14 protein-coding genes are annotated in these 18594 nt (G+C 44.6%); 5 read left to right on the forward strand and 9 right to left on the reverse strand.

The features are described from left to right. The first annotated feature begins 138 nt into the window (after positions 1 to 138). Positions 139 to 3579, forward strand: a complete 3441-nt coding sequence (gene ileS, locus LAY57_RS03235; RefSeq protein WP_249064859.1) for an isoleucine--tRNA ligase — start codon at positions 139 to 141, stop codon at positions 3577 to 3579. A 178-nt stretch (positions 3580 to 3757) separates the two neighbouring features. On the opposite strand, the gene LAY57_RS03240 is transcribed toward ileS, so the two are convergent. The 5 genes from LAY57_RS03240 to LAY57_RS03260 all read right to left on the reverse strand — a co-directional run bounded on the left by LAY57_RS03240 (position 3758) and on the right by LAY57_RS03260 (position 11196). Continuing rightward, positions 3758 to 4687: a ParA family protein gene (locus LAY57_RS03240; RefSeq protein WP_249064860.1), complete on the reverse strand. Its 930-nt coding sequence runs from the start codon at positions 4685 to 4687 to the stop codon at positions 3758 to 3760. Between the two features lie 187 nt (positions 4688 to 4874). Further along, positions 4875 to 7469, reverse strand: coding sequence for a DNA translocase FtsK (locus tag LAY57_RS03245; RefSeq protein WP_249064861.1), 2595 nt, complete (start codon positions 7467 to 7469; stop codon positions 4875 to 4877). A gap of 6 nt (positions 7470 to 7475) precedes the next feature. Next, complete coding sequence (locus LAY57_RS03250; RefSeq protein ID WP_249064862.1) at positions 7476 to 9512, reverse strand: ATP-binding protein; 2037 nt, start codon at positions 9510 to 9512, stop codon at positions 7476 to 7478. Positions 9513 to 9563: 51 nt separating this feature from the next. Further along, a complete protein-coding gene (locus tag LAY57_RS03255; protein WP_249064863.1) occupies positions 9564 to 10391 on the reverse strand; it encodes a transcription factor RcaD in 828 nt (275 codons plus the stop codon). 55 nt (positions 10392 to 10446) lie between these two features. Further along, positions 10447 to 11196: a hypothetical protein gene (locus LAY57_RS03260; RefSeq protein ID WP_249064864.1), complete on the reverse strand. Its 750-nt coding sequence runs from the start codon at positions 11194 to 11196 to the stop codon at positions 10447 to 10449. A gap of 392 nt (positions 11197 to 11588) precedes the next feature. On the opposite strand from LAY57_RS03260, the gene LAY57_RS03265 reads away from it, so the two are divergent. Then, positions 11589 to 12812, forward strand: coding sequence for a glycosyltransferase family 4 protein (locus tag LAY57_RS03265; RefSeq protein ID WP_249064865.1), 1224 nt, complete (start codon positions 11589 to 11591; stop codon positions 12810 to 12812). Positions 12813 to 12829: 17 nt separating this feature from the next. On the opposite strand, the gene LAY57_RS03270 is transcribed toward LAY57_RS03265, so the two are convergent. From LAY57_RS03270 to LAY57_RS03280, 3 genes are all read right to left on the reverse strand, one after another. Then, positions 12830 to 13342, reverse strand: coding sequence for a hypothetical protein (locus tag LAY57_RS03270; protein WP_249064866.1), 513 nt, complete (start codon positions 13340 to 13342; stop codon positions 12830 to 12832). Between the two features lie 280 nt (positions 13343 to 13622). Then, positions 13623 to 14702 (reverse strand): fatty acid desaturase, encoded by a 1080-nt coding sequence (locus tag LAY57_RS03275; RefSeq protein WP_249064867.1) that lies wholly within the window; start codon positions 14700 to 14702, stop codon positions 13623 to 13625. Positions 14703 to 14972: 270 nt separating this feature from the next. Beyond that, on the reverse strand, positions 14973 to 15167 hold the full coding sequence (locus tag LAY57_RS03280) for a hypothetical protein (protein ID WP_249064868.1): 195 nt from the start codon (positions 15165 to 15167) through the stop codon (positions 14973 to 14975). Positions 15168 to 15530: 363 nt separating this feature from the next. Between LAY57_RS03280 and thrC the strand changes: the two genes are divergently transcribed. Continuing rightward, on the forward strand, positions 15531 to 16622 hold the full coding sequence (gene thrC, locus LAY57_RS03285) for a threonine synthase (protein ID WP_249064869.1): 1092 nt from the start codon (positions 15531 to 15533) through the stop codon (positions 16620 to 16622). Here the strand turns inward: thrC and LAY57_RS03290 are convergent. After that, complete coding sequence (locus tag LAY57_RS03290) at positions 16567 to 17148, reverse strand: hypothetical protein (protein ID WP_249064870.1); 582 nt, start codon at positions 17146 to 17148, stop codon at positions 16567 to 16569. The two genes, thrC and LAY57_RS03290, sit on opposite strands and share 56 nt — an antisense overlap. A gap of 40 nt (positions 17149 to 17188) precedes the next feature. On the opposite strand from LAY57_RS03290, the gene LAY57_RS03295 reads away from it, so the two are divergent. Both LAY57_RS03295 and LAY57_RS03300 read left to right on the forward strand, forming a co-directional pair. Next, entirely contained in the window at positions 17189 to 18067 is an 879-nt protein-coding gene (locus LAY57_RS03295; protein ID WP_249064871.1) for a YihY/virulence factor BrkB family protein, read from the forward strand. A 36-nt stretch (positions 18068 to 18103) separates the two neighbouring features. Beyond that, the gene (locus tag LAY57_RS03300) at positions 18104 to 18586 is read left to right on the forward strand and encodes a DUF4112 domain-containing protein (RefSeq protein ID WP_249064872.1); all 483 of its coding nucleotides are present in this window, start codon (positions 18104 to 18106) and stop codon (positions 18584 to 18586) included. The last annotated feature ends 8 nt before the right edge of the window (positions 18587 to 18594 follow it).

Raw genomic sequence — 18594 nt, forward strand, 5'->3', positions numbered from 1 at the left:
GGGAAGATTTTAGATTTCAGATTTCAAATTGAAATAAAATCTAAGATTTAAAATCTAAAATTCCCCTCTTCCCTAGCCCCTAGCCCCTCTTCCCTAGCCTTTATTTTTTGTCCTTTAATCATTTTTCGGCAAGAGATTGTGACAGAATCGAAAACTTATAAAGACACCGTTAATCTGCCCAAGACAAAGTTTGATATGCGGGCGAACGCGATCGTGCGGGAACCCGAACTGCAAAAATTTTGGGCCCAAAATCAGATTTACGAAAAACTGTCGCAAAACAATCCCGGCGATATCTTTGTTTTGCACGACGGGCCACCTTATGCCAACGGGGCGCTGCACATCGGTCACGCCCTGAATAAGACTCTCAAAGACATTATCAATAAGTATCAGCTGCTGCAAGGACGCAAGGTTCGCTACGTTCCTGGTTGGGATTGTCACGGATTGCCGATCGAACTTAAAGTTTTGCAGGACATGAAATCAGCCGAACGGCAAAACCTCACACCCCTGGAACTGCGCCGCAAAGCAAGAGACTTCGCCCTCAAAACGGTGGAACAGCAACGCGAAGCATTTAAGCGCTATGGCGTCTGGGGTGATTGGGATCATCCTTATCTGACTTTGAATCCAGAATATGAAGCGGCGCAAATCGGCGTTTTCGGTGAAATGGTGCTGAAAGGCTACATCTATCGGGGTTTGAAGCCGGTTCATTGGAGTCCCAGTTCCAAAACCGCACTGGCAGAAGCAGAATTAGAATATCCTGAAGATGCTCAAGGTCGCCCTACTCACACCTCGCGCAGCATCTACGCAGCTTTCGAGATCGTCAGTTTGTCTGCGCCATTAGAATCGGCTTTGGAACCATACTTGCCAGAATTGGGGGTAGCTATCTGGACGACAACTCCCTGGACAATACCGGGAAATCTGGCAGTCGCCGTCAATCCAAACCTCACTTATGCAGTGGTGGAGGTAGAGAAACCTCTTGTAGATCCTCAAAATCAAAAGTCGGAAACAGACAACAAACCTTCACTCAGCACTCAGGACTCAGCACTCAGCACTTTTAAATACCTGATCGTCGCGGCAGATTTGGTAGAGCGGTTGTCGGCTACTCTGGGAGTTAACCTGACGGTGAAGGCGACGGGATCTGGGAAATCTTTGGAGGGTTCTATTTATCGTCATCCGCTGTTCGATCGCGAAAGTCCGATCGTCATCGGCGGAGACTATGTTACCACCGATTCGGGTACGGGATTGGTTCACACAGCACCCGGTCACGGTCAAGAAGATTATCAGGTAGGTCGGCGTTATAATTTGCCTATCCTCGCGCCAGTTGATGATGATGGCAATTTCACTAAAGAAGCAGGCGAATTTGCTGGCTTGAATGTGCTGGGTGAAGGGAATACAGCAGTGATTCAAGCTTTGGCAAATGCGGGTGCTTTGCTGAAGGAAGAACCCTACGTCCACAAGTATCCTTACGATTGGCGCACGAAAAAGCCGACAATATTTCGGGCCACAGAACAATGGTTTGCTTCCGTGGAAGGATTTCGGGAAGAGGCGCTAAATGCGATCGCATCCGTAAAATGGATTCCTCCCCAAGGCCAAAACCGTATCACTCCAATGGTGGCAGAACGATCGGATTGGTGCATCTCCCGTCAGCGCAGTTGGGGCGTCCCCATTCCCGTTTTCTACGATGAAGAAACGGGCGAACCGCTGCTGACTGCGGAAACGATCGCTCACGTCCAAGCAATTGTGGCCGAAAAAGGCTCTGACGCTTGGTGGGAACTCTCGGTAGAAGAACTGCTGCCCCAAAAATACCACAATAGCGATCGCACTTACCGCAAAGGCACCGATACGATGGATGTCTGGTTTGACTCCGGTTCGTCTTGGGCAGCCGTGGCCAAACAGCGGCCCGGATTGCACTACCCAGCCGATATGTATCTGGAAGGGTCCGATCAGCACCGGGGTTGGTTTCAATCCAGTTTATTGACAAGTGTAGCGACTAATGGTATAGCTCCCTATAAAACAGTGTTGACTCACGGTTTTACCTTGGACGAACAAGGTCGCAAAATGAGTAAGTCCCTGGGTAATGTAATTGACCCAGCGATGGTAATTGAGGGCGGTAAAAATCAAAAAGAGGAACCACCTTATGGCGCGGATGTGTTGCGCTTGTGGGTGTCTTCGGTAGATTACTCTGCCGATGTTCCTATCAGCAAAAACATCCTCAAGCAGATGGGGGATGTGAGGAATAAAATCCGCAATACAGCTCGTTTCTTGTTGGGGAATTTGCACGATTTCGATCCAGCAAAAGACGCCGTTCCTTACGAAAATCTGCCGGAACTCGATCGCTATATGCTGCACCGAATGACTGAAGTATTCGAGGAAGTGACGGAAGCTATGAATAGTTTCCAATTCTTCCGATTCTTCCAAACAGTGCAGAATTTCTGCGTCGTCGATTTATCCAATTTTTATTTGGATATTGCCAAAGATCGGCTTTATATCAGTGCTGCGAATGCTTTCCGGCGTCGTAGCTGCCAAACGGTATTGGCTATTGCTGTGGAAAATTTGGCACGTGCGATCGCACCCGTTCTATGCCATACAGCAGAAGATATCTGGCAGTATATTCCTTATCCAACACCCTACAAATCTGTATTTGAATCCGGTTGGGTCAAATTAGATGCGCGTTGGAAAAACCCCGAACTCGCTGCATTTTGGCAACAATTGCGGCAAATGCGCGGGGAAGTTAATAAGGTAATGGAACAAGCGCGAAAAGGTGACACGATCGGATCTTCTCTGGAAGCCAAAGTGTTGCTTTACGTCGCTGACGACGAGTTACGCCAACGCTTGCAGGTTTTGAATCCTGAAAGTCAGCCATTAGCCGTTGAAGTTGAAGAAGTCGATATCCCCATACAGGTAACAAGAAAAGAAACATCCTACCAAGAGTTGCAAACGTTATTGACGGATTTTTCGGTTGTTTTATCTGATTGGTTCGATAATCTGGGCGGATTTCTGCAAAACAACCAAAAACCGCTGACACTACTTAGCTTAATTGTGGCAGTGGCAGGCGCACTTTATGTAACGGGTGCGACGATGGATGCTATAAATCGTCTCCCTCTGCTAGAACCCTTGTTTACAATCGTTGGGTTTGTATACTGTCTGCGTTTTGCTAGTGGGAAATTGATCAATGCAACCGATCGCCAAGAGTTGTTCGCTGAAATTCAATCTTTTAAAGAAGAGGTTGTTGGCAAAACTGCTTCAAGACAAACACCTATTGTACAACCAGCGGTTGGCACTTCAGTAACTACTGAGATAGAACTCCCCACTCCCGACTCAGCACTCAGCACCGCATCCGAAGCACTCAATCAGGGCGTGGATGAGTTGCGTTACCTGTTTATTTCTTCTCAGGTAGAACTGTTGGAATCGCCAGAAGCTTTGTCTGGATTGGAGTACAAAGGAGAGTCTGACGGTTTGACTGTGGGTGTGGTGAAGGCGTCAGGGGAAAAATGCGATCGCTGCTGGAACTACTCGCTTTATGTAGGCAAATCCCACGAACATCCCCTGTTGTGCGATCGTTGCATTCCCGCACTAGCCTGAAGAAGTCAAAAGTCAAAAGTCAAAAGTCAAAATGGGCATAGCCCATAGCCCTATTTTCTAGCACTTACGCTTTTCTCCCCCCTAGCCCCCCAAATCTGGGGGGCTTACGCAAAAACCTTGGTTTTTGCGTAAGCCCTATTTTCTTTTGACTTTTGACTTTTGACTTTTGACTTTCCCTTCACTCTCCCAAATCAAACTTGGCTGGGTTTTGCTTGACAGTACTAATAACGCTGATTTTCTGTAAGAATTCTTGCGTTAACTGCGTGAAAGCTTTACTACCAGGCGATTGAGGATTGGATAGCACAACAGGCATGAAAGTGTCAACTGCTTTGGAGACACTAACATCAACTGGGATGCGAGTTTTGAATAATTTTGTAGCGCTGTAATCTTCATTAACTCGCCGCATCACCTGCTGGTAATACCTTCCCGTCAGCAGACTACCTGACATTGTGAAGACAATTCCCAGCAACTGAATATTAACTGGATCGTCTTTATGAATCTCTCTTTGTTGAGCTAGCCGTCTTTCTAGCAATTGAATACCAATGACGGATAAAGGTTCTGGCTTAGCGGGTAATATATAAAAATCGCTAGCCAGAAGACCGCTACGAGTTAAGAGATTATAACCGGGCGCACAATCAAGGATGATAAAATCATAGTCTTTAATGACCGGGCTTAAAATATGTTGTACCAGTCTTCTTTCAAAGCGAATCCAAATTTGTTCAAAGTTGGGCTGACCTCCTTTAATGGCTTTTTCATAGAGCATTTCAGATACCAAAAATTCATCATAGAGGTCAAGATCTCCTGGCAATAAATCTAGATCCTTCAGCGAACAGACGTAGGGGCAAATTACATCCTGAATGGGTATTGTTAGCTTAATATCCGGTTTAATTGCCTTGTTTACCAAATGTCTCAGTGTCCGTTTGTCTCTGCGGCGTTTGGAAAAGTCTTGCGGAGACATCAAACTCAGAGTCGCACTGATTTGATTGTCTAAATCGACCACCAAAACCCGCTTACCAAAATCTTTCACCAAACTAGCGGCCAAGTTTACGGTGAGGGTCGTCTTACCGACGCCGCCTTTCATGTTGGCAGTTGAAATGATATAACCCATTCGTTCAGTCCTCTCAAGAATGACGCCCTACTTAGCAAAGTCGATCTGGATACCATAGCGATTCTAAAATGGAAACGCTTAATTAAATTTAATATTTTTAGACAAAAGGCAAAAGGGCGTTAGCTCCTAAAATATTCCTACGGAGGTAGACGAATCGTCTGACGATGCCTTCTGTGGCAGGTGAATGCTAGCTTTGGGGCAACTCGATAATTGTAGCCAACAAGCTTTGTAATCGGTGCAGATGCGATCCCGCTTGGTAGAGTAAATCACCTTTACCCAGTAGGTAGGCAGCTGCTTTTCGATCGCCACCTAGCACAATAATCGAGTCTGCCTCACTGGCGGTACGCAATGCAACCCTTCCTGGTAAGTTAGAGCGGATTAAGGGGGTGACAACTCTGGCTTCTGGACGTTGGGTGGCCACAATCAGGTGTATGCCAGCTGCTCGAGCCATAGCGCCTAGCCGTTTGATGCTCGATTCTAGCGCATTGCGAATTTCTTTTTCCGCCATAAAGTCAGCATATTCATCGAAAATGCAGACAATGCGGGGTAGGGGTTTGGTTGCTTTTTGATTGTAAGCGCTGATATCGGCACACCCAGCAGCTTCAAAGAGCTGGTAACGCTGCTCCATTTCTGCTACTAAGTCAGTCATGAGGGAGATCGCGCGATCGCTATCTTTAACCACGGGTGCATACAGCGACGGTATCCCCTCAAATTCTGGGAAAGTTACCCGCTTGGGATCGACGAGGGCAATTTTCAGATGCTTGGGGGAGTGACGCCAGAGTAGACTGAGGAGAAGACTTCGCAGAAATTCGCTCTTACCGCTACCAGTCGTCCCACCAACTAAAAAGTGACAAGTATTCGGATCGGATAAATCAGCTTCTAGTAATTGTCCGTCCAGATTCACCCCGATCGCAATTTTCACTGGTGCTGTTGAGGGCAATTGTTGACGCTGAATATAATCCTCAATTTTGGCTATTTGGCGATCGGATCGCGGTAGATCGACGCTGACATACCCAGCTTGCGGTGCAATCAGCGGCGGATTGGCTAATTCTAGTTGCACCTGTAGATCGGCAGATCTATTTAGTAGGGAGGCAACTCTTACTCCCGGATGAGGTTTGAGCCTAACTCGGATGAAAGCTGGCCCGATCGCTGCCCCTTGGTAATCAACACTAATACCAAAAGACTTGAGGGTTGCTACTAACTTTTCTGCGATCGCATCTGCGTTAGGAGTAGGTAAAGGTTTTTTAGTCGCTTCAGGCTTCTTTTTTTCAGCTTGTGGAGTAATTACTACTTTCTCAGATGATGTAGATTGGCTGCTATCAACAACAAAAAAAGACTGACACTTTTCCTGCTGTGGACAAATATCGCAAAGGTGCGGTTGGGGTGTTGGTGGCGGCGGATTGGGATGAGGCGGTTCCCATTTCAGCCATTCCCGCATTTGCTGTAATTTATGAGGAATCACTTGATGTACTGTCTTTTCCAACTGTTCCCAAGAATAGCGATATTCTTTGAACTCTGGTAAAACGCAGTAAACTGCCGAATCAACAGGCACTTTTTTCTTTTCTTTAAGCATATAGCTATAGAGAGAAACCTGGGCTAATTGAGCGGAGGGATCGACAGGCTCATAAGTTTTATACTCTACCACACAGAGGCGCTTTTGCTCAAAATCGAAGACTAAACTATCAAGTTTTCCGATTAACCTTTGCTGCGTACCATCTGGCAAAGTGAAGTTATGCTCAAGGCTGAATTCTCCAGTAACCAAAGTGCGGGAAATCACAGCATCCGCACGACAATCGCGTCTATTTTTAATAAGCAATTCAGTCCAGTGGCGAATCAATCTAGTTAATCCCTGCCAGATTTGATGCAACGCCGCCGCTTGATTTGAGTCTTGTTGAATAGCTGATTGTAGATAAGGGAAAAATGCTAGTTGATAAAATAGCTGTTGCATTTGAGTTGCGATCGCATCCACTTTCAACTGCTCAACTGGCGGCTCAAACAAAGCTTGAAATTGCGGTTCTTTCTTAGCTATACCAATAAAATTTTCTGCTAATTTATGAAATACAGTGCCAATTCCCTTGATGCGATCATCTGGCACAAACAAAGTTTTCCCATCAAAATGATGGTGCAAATAAAATAGACGCGGACATTCAAAAGCTACTCTGACATTAGTTACGCTAAAGCTAGTTTGTTCGGATTTTTCATTTCGCGGCATTGATGACATATCCTCTAAATTAGAATTATTTTTGTTAAGATTTTTTAATAAATGGCGATGTACGTGAGCCAGATAAACTGGATCGAATTTAGCATATTTTAACTGTTTCTCGGTTAAAGGTCGCCGTCCCCAATCGCTTCCTTGTTCCTCTGAGTCTACATTGCTAAATTGGCAAAGTTCTGCTGCTAAAGTTTTGAGTTTTAGGTTGGAAACTGAAAGGCGATCTTTGGTTATCTTCCTCGCCATCTTCAAGGTACAAGTAACATTCTGTGCTTTGCTTCCACCTAGAAACCTCAGATCGAAGCTGGCGTTGTGAAAAACCTTCTCTATTTGGGGATTTACCATGATTTGATTAACAAAATATGCTACCAAATCAGACTTATCCAATACGTCTAGAATATAAGCGCGATCGCCATTAAGATTCTTCGGATCTGCCAACACTTGAATCAAAGATAATCTGGGATAAGCTGTATCCCAGTCAGCAACTTCTGTATCTGCCCAAAGTATTTTAGCAGATGATAATTTGGTGATAAGTGCTATTATTGTAGCTGATTCTGTTATATATGGCATTGGCTACTAAACTTTGGGTACAAAGCAGACTAAATGGTCGTTTGGTGGATCGCTAGGATTTACAAGCTGAATTTTATTTTCCTTAATTAGCTGCTGAATTAATTGCTCAACTTGAGTTTTATTTACATCGAAAAATTTACCGATCGCATTCTTATTTAAAGTATTCTTACTCAAATATCCTTGGGTTTGAACCACATTAAGCAAAAACTCTCTAACATCCTTAAAATCGAGATTTTGATCTGTTGAAATGTCTGTTTTTTGCACAATGCCTAACTCCTTCAATAAACTACAATTATTCAAAATTTCCGCATCACGAATTAGTGCTTCTAATTCTTTTAAACTGACGGTTTTGCCAGCGACTACTAATTCATTGGCAAGTGCAGAATTAACCAAACTGTGATATGCCGCTAAGTAGTGAACAGAGGATAGAGTTGCCTTAATGTGGCGATGTTGAGAAGCCGTGAAAATTTGTTGATATATTTGGTATCCAGCAAGTCTTGCGTTCCCTACGGTAACAGCACGAATCAGGTACAGATTTTCACAAGCATTTTGTTGAATCACTTTCTGGCAAGCATTCATCAGATGGACAAAGCTATTCATGCTGGGGTCTTCTGTCCAGACTATTCCTATCCGTTTTTGTTGACCGGGTTGTTGATAACTGAGTGAATAACTGGCGTACTTTCCGCTTAATAGTTTAGGTTTAATTCCCTGAAATTGTAAGGCAGCTAATGCTTCTGCCAACATCCGAATTAGTTCCGGTACTGCTAAAAGGGTAATTTTGATAATTTTTACCTGAGCTTTTTTGTATTCATCTTGCCAGATTAATTTTAAAGCTGCTAAAACCTTGTCATCCTCACCTTTACCGCCACCATTATTATTTTTATCAATGATTCCTTTTTTGTATGTCTGAAATATCTGCTGCCCCAGCATCAGTACATTGCGGGGTAGAGCTTTTTTACCTGGAAACTCTTTTTCTAGATCCTCTTTAGTTACTGGGTAGATGGTAGAATTAGGTTTAGGCCGAGCTTCCTCGTGCAAGGGAGCGAGGCGAGTAGCTAAAAGAGCTTCGGCTTCATCCAACGTAATGCGTTTCAGAGGAATCTTGATAGTAATTCTATGCAAATCAGCAGGCTGAACTCGTTTATAATTGTCATTCCACGTACTCGTAATGACGCTGATGATAATTAATAATCCTTGCCAATTGGCATTATAAATCGCCGAAGTAACACTAAATAAAGCTTGTATATCGATAGCTCCATCTAAACGGGCTATACTATCTATATTATCAAAACATAATACGATCGGCTGAGTTTGGGCAGATATTTTGCTAAAGTTACCTAAGATACCACGCGCCTTTTCTTCACTATCAATAGAATTTTTGACTTGTAACTTCTTGAGGTCTTCCTCATCTAAGTCATCTCCTTTCAACCACTCACAAGCTAAAGAGCTTAACTCTGGATTAGTTAGGTTATAAAGAACGCCAAAAAATTCATTAGCATTGTAAAAACCTTTAGTGCCAATGGTTTTTCGGAGGATATCAATAAAAAGTTGGCGATCGGCCCTAGCATCATCTTTGGGTTTGACAAAAAAGTTTTTTACCTTATCAATCAAATTCTTTTGCTCGCTTGGTAAAGCATCTTCGATAGCAGAAAAGCAACTTTTGAGCCACAGAATTAATTGGGAATCTGTTTGTCCTGCTGGAGCATTAACCAGGCTATCGACTGTGTAGCGTAAGATATGCCGCCAGATATAGTCACTTTGGGGAAATGGTTCAATATAAGCAAAAAAAGCTTGATTATTAAGTGTTTCCTTGAGCCGTCCGAGAAAGTGAGTTTTCCCAGATCCGGCGTCACCGTAGAGAATAAGGGTGCGAGTTTCACGATCTTGGGTAACGTCATCCAAAGCTTTTTTGATTTGCCTAAGTGGCTCTTGATGAATTGATTCAATAGTAGGTGCTGGCTTTGGCTTTTCCCAAAAATTACGGGCAGCAAAATTGTCAAATGGGTTAAGCGATTGTTTAATAACATCATCGATTGTTGCCATACCTATCCCTCTCTTGTGCTGAAAGTTAACCTGCTGAATATAGGGAAAATTTTAACTAACTGAAATGAAAAATAACCAACCACCGCTTGCTTGGGAAATTCCAGCTTCACGTTGTTCGGCTGTATAGTTACGAGGCTCTGCCAAGGTACTCAACTCAATCTGGTCGTTTTCTTCCAGACGATAAAGCGCCCAATCTAATTCTTCCCTAGACAGAGGCGGTTGTAACTTCTGCCGCAAGTGAAAAATTGGCAAATAATTTTCCGTTCCCAGTTCCCGATCTAAATCTCGAATTATCTGTAAAATCTGCTCATCGCTTGGCTTAGCTGTAGGTGTAGCTGGTGCTGGCGATACTACTTCAGAGTTTTCGCGGAGGCATTTTCGCAAAAAGCTCAGGTAATTTTTCAGTAAATCCAGACTAATGGTTGCAGAACCCTTGGGGTTGTACTCATCCCGCAAATACTCCAACCCTCGCTGAGTCAGCCATACCTCGGCTTTAGTCCGTTTGACTTTCCTTTCAGCTTCAATCAAGCCGCGATCGGCGAGGTTCTTTAATATTTCCGCTCTTTCAGCCGCTTTCACAACTGTAATTTCACTGGGTTTGATTTTTCCGGGACTTTTGCCTATTTTCTCCAGCACCTTTAGTTCTTTGTCTGCGATCGGCAGTTGAGAGGCGTCTATTTTCAGCAAGGCACGACCGGGCGGTAAAATTTTGACAGAAGCAATTTCGCGGGAGAAGTCTATCAATTCCCGTTCATCGCCCAAGTCTCGACAAATTTTGTCCTTGCCTTTAAAGTCTTTGAAGACGCCAGCAGAAAGGGATGACCGATAATTAGGACAACCCAGCAACTTTAGGAGGAACTTCAGATCGTTAGTTTCCATTGCATCACCTTTATCTAACTTTTTATATTAAGCGTTTAACTATTTTATTTAAAAATTATTTACCAGCGAATATCTCGTACTGGCGATATATAGCATTCGCTTTCTTGACTATGAACTTAATATTATCATCTTCTAGCTCTTGTGTAACTATTTGTTTTAAAAGTTGACGCTTTCTGGAAGGGCCAGAATGAAATCCTTGCTGAATATGAACTTTTTGAACGTTTTGTTTGATATGTTCAAAAATACCAAAATTCGTACCAAAACGGTGATTTATATTTTCAATTATCCTACCAAAATTATGGGTAACTTCATCAAATAAACCCACAAGGTAACGCTCTCTATACGGCATTATCCTAATGTAAAAAGATATCCAGTTACTAAAATACTTTTCTAAAGGTATGTCTAATGCTGGATTCCTGTATGAATTTAAATCATTTATTTCTAAGTCCAAACACCTAAGAGAAACTACGGCATCCACAGGTTTTCTTATCAAAACTAAAGTTGGTATAGAAAGATGGACAGCGCGTATTATTTGAGCGGGAGCGTGTAAATGCGATGCCAATGCAACTGGACGAGTTTGGGCAGATTGAAACGCGCCTATAGAAAAACTATTTGCCGAACGTGGAAATCCTTCTATAACTAATTCAGTGTTTTTTCCTACTGCTTGAATTGGGTTTTTTCCAGCCAATTTTACTAAGGGAAAAAATAATTTCGGATGAAGGCTTAAAAAGGAACGTACCTCAAATTTTTGCTGAAACAAATTTTTCTCTAAAGCACCCAGATCGTACATATTGAATGAGGTCATTGCTTGGTTTTGGAGATTCTAATTCATAAAAAAATTAACATAAAAGTCTAAGAAAGCAGGTTATCTGTTTATTGTCTGTAGCTTGGTATAAAGCGATCGCTCCAACATTTTGGCCAACACTACCCCAAAAATACAGTTTGTTAACACAGTTATATCCGAGTACACTAACAATGTCAAACTGAGAATATAGACACAGCATAAAAACTACTAACTTAAGATAGATGTATTTTTGCATAATTAGCCTCTGGCTTGCAGGTAAGAATGAATCAGACCTCCCTGGTACTACACTCTTGTGAAGGCAGTTTCCAGGACAGAAGCAATACGCGGCCACATCGGTATAGGCTAATGTTTATGGAGTCAGTAGAATTAGGACTTCTATTTGAGTAACTTGTATGAATATTCTCATGCTTTCCTCTACATTCCCCTATCCACCCAGCCGAGGGGGAACGGAAATCAGAACCTTCAACTTGCTGAAATACCTGCACCAGCGTCATCACATCACGCTGGTGACACAACGCCACGGGGGAGTAACAGAGGCGGAGGTAGAAGAACTCCGTCAGTGGGTAAGCAATCTGGTTATTTTTCCGCTACCGCCAGAACCGAAACAAGGTGGGATCGAAGGATTGGTTGGTAAAGTTGCACGCTTTAGCGAGTCAGTCATAAAAGCAACGCCACCTAATGTTTTATATCGCTATTCGCCGGAAATTCAAAATTGGGTAGATGAGTTTGTCCAAGTTGGCAAATGCGATGTTATCACCTGCGAACATAGCGTCAATGAAATCTACATTCGTCCTAAATTTCGCAACTCTGTCAGGACAGTTGTAGATATTCACAGTTCGGTTTATGGGTGGATTCGCGACCACTTGGAAATGGGGGCGTCTCCGAATGCTTTGCGCGATCGCCTCTACCTTCACCTCATCTTAGAACGCTACGAAAAACGCTACTCCAGCAAATTTTCTAGTCTTGTAGTCACCACGGAAGATGATAAGAAACAATTCCTCAAATTTATTCCCCAAGCTGATATTCCGGTAATTCCAAATGGAGTAGATCTGGAAATATTCCCATATCGTACAAGCGACTGCGGCGGACAAAAATTAATATTTGTTGGTGCAATGGATGCTTCCCACAATATCGATGCTGCTCGTTTTTTTGCCATAGAGGTATTGCCAGAACTGCAAAAAAATTACCCGGAGGCTACTTTTAGCATTGTTGGCGCACGTCCTACACCCGAAGTTTTGGCCCTTGGGGAACGCAACGGAGTTATCGTTACGGGTAAAGTTTCTTCAATGGCGGAATACTTACACGCCAGTACGGTTTGTGTGATTCCGCTGCGTGCCGGTTATGGAATTAAAAACAAAACCCTGGAAGGAATGGCTGCTGGAGTGCCGATCGTGGCAAGCGATCGCGGTTTGGAAGGACTCGCCGTTGATACTCTTGACGTACCTTTACGAGCCTTACGAGCAAATCAAGTCCAAGAATATGTTAGCACCATCAGCCGCTTATTTGAAGACGCCGAACTGCGAGCCGAGTTATCGAGAAATGGGCGATCGCTTGTAGAAACAGAATACACTTGGGAACGAGCCGGACAACTCTACGAACAAGTACTGCTAAAGTAAGATGGGCAATGCCAACCTTACTGCTGACGATCCAGAAACTCCCGCAACTTTATTTTCAAGATGGTATAAAAAGGCAATTGATAATTTGCCGCCAGCAGCGAGACTACGAAAGTGAGATGGGATAGGAAAGTCAAGCCGATCCAAAACTTGGGAAGCCAAGATCCGTAACTGCCATCTTCCGCGGGGAATATATAGGCAGAAAGCCCAACTATCAGGGTAGGGAAAATCACTAAAGCCGTTCCCAGCAGCCAAACGACTAAAGTAAGGTCAGAATCCTTCTGATGAGCTATTTTCCAACTGCGACCAGTCCATCGCCAAGCCATTGGCTGCAAACTATCAGCTATTATAAGCAACTGATCCTGAAGATTAGTCGTGAAAATGTGGCGGCAAAAGTTACAAGCAAAGGATTCTGTGAGAGTCAGTACGGAAATCTGCCCGTAGCGACAGACGGGGCAACTATAGACATCATGATAGTTCAGGCGTCTGCTCAGAGGAGAGGGGGAGGGCTCTAGCTTGGGTATCGGTTGCATTATGCGAAACTGTTCCGAAACTCAAAAGTTGTATTGGCAGTAGTGTAGCGAGTACTGGCGATGAAGTCGCTAATTCACATATAAATTTTAGAAATATAGCAACCGCTAGGGCGGTTAAGACATTCTTAATTCTTGAAACGTTGGCGGATTCTAAACTCTTCTGACGCTAGCCGCTAGCCCCTAACCCCTAGTCGCTAGCTATAGGTTAAAACGCCCAGCCGCTCACGCATCTGGGCGTTTTTTTAGTTTTGGAGGGTGCGTTAAATTACGTTAACGCACCCTACTGGGTAAGGTCTTCAGTTTTAGCGCTTTTAACGCTGGCAGAGTGGTAGCTATCGAAAGACTGGTAGCATTGCTCTGGATGATACAAATGACACTTGTCAACAATCTCCTTCATTAAAGACAAAGAGAAACGCCGCGACCGCACGTAGCCTCCCCAATTTTCTTTGAGGCTGCGATGAGCCATCCGCAGGTTATAGGAAGGAATGGCGGTAGAAATGTGATGGGGGACGTGAACATTGATATCGTGGCAGAGAAATTCCACCCAGCGGGGGTAATCGCAGTGGACGCTTCCAGATAGCTGGGCCATAGCTTCATTCCACTCGTGATTTGGCTTGAAGGGAATATCAGGAGCGGTGTGGTGTACCAGAGTAAAAGTACTCATCCAGAAGTGGTAAACCAACCAGGGTACTAACCAGAACTTGACGAAGCCCCAGATGCCAGTGGTGGCAATTAGGGTTGGGAAAGCGATCGCAGCTGTTATCAGCACCAGCAGGGCCGAAAACTTGACTTGCGATCGCTGTTTGCCCTCAAATTTCCCCCAATTAAAGTGCAAAATTGCCCAATGCCCGATCGATCCCACCCACCAAAACCAGCCTCGGATTGCCTCATAAGCCAACTGCAAAGGGCGTCCCGCACCGGCATAAACCTCTGGGTTAAGGGGTTCCCAAGCATTGTCCTCTTCGAGCTTATTGGTGTGAGCGTGGTGATAGTTGTGCAATATGCGCCAGCTGTGGAAAGGGTAAATCAAAGGCAGCATCATCGTATGACCCACCAAATCGTTCACCCAGCGTCGGTTAGCAAAAGACCGATGGCCGCAGTCATGACCGATCACAAAAAAACCAGTCAGAGCCGTACCCGTGAAAATCCAACAGAATGGCAGCAGAAACCACGGGGAAAAGGCGATGCTCACATAGCCCAGGCAAACCAGCAAAACATTTATTATCACTAATGTCCAGGCTTTTCGTCGATCCTTGACGAAGACATCGTGCGGCAGAGTTTTCAAAATATGTCTGAGGCGCAGCTCCGAAGGGTTGGGAGTCAATGCCAAATTCTGGGGTTTTATCGTCGATGCAGTCATGAATAAATTTACAGGTCTCCAAATGCCAGTAAAGTTGATTGATTTAATTGACGCATGAGAAACACCTGCTATTTATATAGCCACCGTCACATCGGTTAGGACAGTATTAAACGCTCAAAGCAAGGCGGAGACTGTGTTTATACTCAGCACTCAGCACTCAGCACTCAGCACTTTGCTATACATCGGTAGCAGGGGATGCTTCTGATATGTTTTACCAAAAAATGAGCTAAAGCTGCTTCAAGCAGGCAGTGGGCCTGCTATCGGCTTCTATCAGTTGAGATTTTCGTCGTAGCTGGCTACTTCTTGGGTATCTGAGGTCAGTCGTTGCTGCTTGAGGTATTGCAGTTGCTGCAATAAACTTTCTACGTCAGCCTCCAAATGCAAGAGCTTGATTTGCTGATCTGCTTGGTAGACAGACTTCTTTGACCGCATGAGGTGGTTTTGATTCGCTAGTGCTACAGACATATTGCTGACTTCTTGAGAAACGAAAGCAGGACGTTGGATGTGGAAGTACTAGATAAACCAGTTGACATCTTTCGTTGCCTAGTCATTTGTGCTTACTCACACCACTTGGTCATTTTACCCTGAATGTTAAGCAAAGTTAAGTTTTCCTGTGTCAATTTTTTGAGGGGCTGCTAGAAAAGTCAAAAGTCAAAAGTCAAAAGTCAAAAGGGGAGTAGGGGTCAGGGGGCTAGGGACTAGAAAAGTCAATTCTCTGAAGCGTAAGCTCTCTGGGGAGGATGTCAAAAAATCGTTATTTTGCTCAGACTATCCACGCTAAACTAAGGTATACCCGGAATATAGTTTAATTCCCGTTATTTATCTGTTGTGACTGTAAGTCTATATCCTGCTGAATCTAAGCTAAAAAGCTGGCCTGGTCTGATCGAAGCGTACCGTCCGTATCTGCCAGTAACTTCAACTACGCCGGTTATTACTCTGCTGGAGGGTAATACCCCCCTGATTCCGATTCCGGCTCTAGCATCTCTGATTGGCAGACAGGTGCGAGTTTTTGTCAAGTTTGACGGCCTCAATCCCACTGGCAGTTTCAAAGACCGGGGGATGACTATGGCCATCTCTAAAGCTAAGGAAGCAGGTGCCGAAGCAGTTATCTGTGCCAGCACCGGCAATACCTCGGCTTCAGCAGCTGCCTATGCGCGGCGCGGTGGAATGAGGGCATTTGTGCTGATCCCCGATGGTTATGTGGCCCTGGGTAAGTTAGCCCAAGCTTTGCTTTACGGGGCAGAAGTGCTGGCAATTAAAGGAAATTTCGATCGAGCGCTCGAAATTGTGCGCGAAATGGCGGCAAGCTACCCGGTTACATTGGTAAACTCAGTCAATCCATACCGACTGGAAGGCCAGAAAACAGCGGCTTTTGAGGTGGTAGATGCCCTGGGTGACGCACCCGACTGGCTCTGTATCCCCGTCGGAAATGCCGGAAATATTACAGCATATTGGATGGGTTTTTGTCAATACCATCAAGAGGGAAAATGCTTGAGCTTACCTCGCATGATGGGATTTCAGGCCGCAGGCGCGGCTCCGATCGTAAGTGGTAAGGCGGTGGCAGACCCAGAAACGATCGCAACGGCGATTCGGATCGGCAACCCAGCAAACTGGGAAAGAGCGATCGCAGCTCAAGAAGCAAGCCTTGGGTCATTCGCAGCCGTCACAGATGAGGAAATTTTGGATGCTTATCGCCTGTTAGCTTCCCAGGAAGGGATTTTCTGCGAACCCGCCAGTGCAGCTTCCGTAGCTGGAATGCTGAAAGTTAAAGACCAGATCCCAACCGGGGCAACTGTGGTTTGCGTCCTGACGGGAAACGGACTCAAAGACCCCGACACCGCGATTAAACACTGTCGAAATCAGTTCAAGGACGGGGTGGAGCCGGTCTTGTCGGCGGTAGCTGAAGCGATGGGTTTTTAGGAGATTCTGGCAGCTTGGCGCGGTCAGTAGAGGCGCGATTAATGGCTTCTCTACCAGGCGGGGTTGCTTTAAGCTCATCTGGCTTAGTGCCTCGGTGTTTGGCTAAAAGATCGATCGTATCGCCCAAAGCAGTAGTTAAGCTTTGGCGTGTGCGATCGTGCGCCTCTTGTTCTGCTTTCAAAGCTTGAGCGGTGCGATCGCGCTCGATCAGTACTTCTAACAGTTTCTGCTTTAATTCCCCGATACTTTGATGCTGTTCTACTCCTTGGCCAGTAGCAGACACACCTTTAGCTTCATTGAATTTTCCAACAATATCAGCCTTAAGTTGGTGGATTTCGGCCTTGAGCGTTTCTATAATTTGCTGTGATACCTTAGCCTCAGCACGGCGTTGCTGAGCTTCGGTATTATAAAGTTGACTCCAGTGGGCAGCGCTATCTAAGGCAGCATCGCGATCGCTTTGAGCTTCCGCCACTTGCTGTCGCAGCGCCTGTATTTCCCCTATCCATTGCTTTACATCGTTGTTCATTTGTTATTTCTTAGTTATTAGATTTACTCACTATAAAAATATGCTACTTGCCCGTTTTTTTCGTTTTTTTCGGCACTTAAATTGGCGAACCCTCAAGAAAACTCTCCAGCGTGCCGGACAACGACGGTTTCCCGGACTTGCGGCGGAAATGACTTACAACGCCATGTTAGCCCTGTTTCCATCCATTTTGGCGCTCCTGACCGCGATCGGGTTGTTTGAATCGTTACAATCTACCTTTAAATATCTTGCTACACAATTAGGTAGCATTGCCCCTAAAGAAGCTCTATTCCTGATTAAAGGTTTTACAGATACTATCAGCCTCAGCCAAAACAAAGGGCTATTTTCCCTCAGCTTTATTGTAGCCCTGTGGACAGCCTCTGGAGCGCTGAGTGCCGCTATGGAAGCCCTCGATCAAATCAATCAAATTTCTCCAGAGCAGAAGCGACCCTTTTGGAAAGCCAAATTAGTTTCTCTTGCTCTCACGATCGGTACAATTTTACTACTGATCGCAGCATCGTTCCTAGTTTTTATCAGCGACCTGATTGTACAGATGGTGGCCCGCCAAACTGGTAACCTGGAGCCAGGACTGCTATCGATTTGGCGGCTTTTGAGTTGGCCTACAGCTTTAGTAATTATTGCATCTGCGATCGCCTTTATCTATCGCTACGGCCCCAGCCGCTGGGCACAGGGAATGCCGATTATGCCCGGTGCGATCGTCGCCGCCGTCTCTTGGGTTATTTTATCAGCTTTCTTTCGCCTTTACGTATCCAACTTCGGCAATTACAACGCCGCCTATGGTGCTGTTGGCACATTTATCGTATTAATGTTATGGCTAAACTTAACTTCTTTAGTAATGTTATTTGGCGCTCAGTTAAATGTTAGCGTAGGAGAATCGATGCACCGCCGCATAAAAAATTAAAAAAATTGCTCTTTTACCTTTCTCCTTTTCAAAGCCATGTCCAATTCCCATGACTCTAAAGCTATCACCTTAAAGCGCCTTCGCAGCATCAGCTATTTGCTCGACAATGCCATTCCCATTCCCGGTACAAATTATCGCGTAGGCATCGATCCTATCTTAGGATTAATCCCCGGCGGCGGAGATACAATTTCAGCATTTCTATCCGCTTACATTGTCCTGGAATCTGCTCAATTAGGCGTGCCGCGAGAAGCTTTGCTGCGAATGGTATACAACATTCTTTTAGATACCATGCTAGGTTCTGTACCAGTGCTAGGAGATTTATTTGATGCTAGCTGGAAAGCCAATGTTAAAAACATCTCTCTGCTGGAATCTCACTTAGCTTCGCCTATACCTAGTAAAAAGGTAGATAGGGTATTTATCATTCTGTTGTTAGTTGGATTAATTCTTTTTGTGATGGCGATAACATTTTTAAGTGTGTTGGTGTTTAGATTTCTGCTGAGTCTATTTACAGGTAACTGACCTTTTTT

The organism is Argonema antarcticum A004/B2 (assembly GCF_023333585.1).
Lineage (GTDB): Bacteria > Cyanobacteriota > Cyanobacteriia > Cyanobacteriales > Aerosakkonemataceae > Argonema > Argonema antarcticum.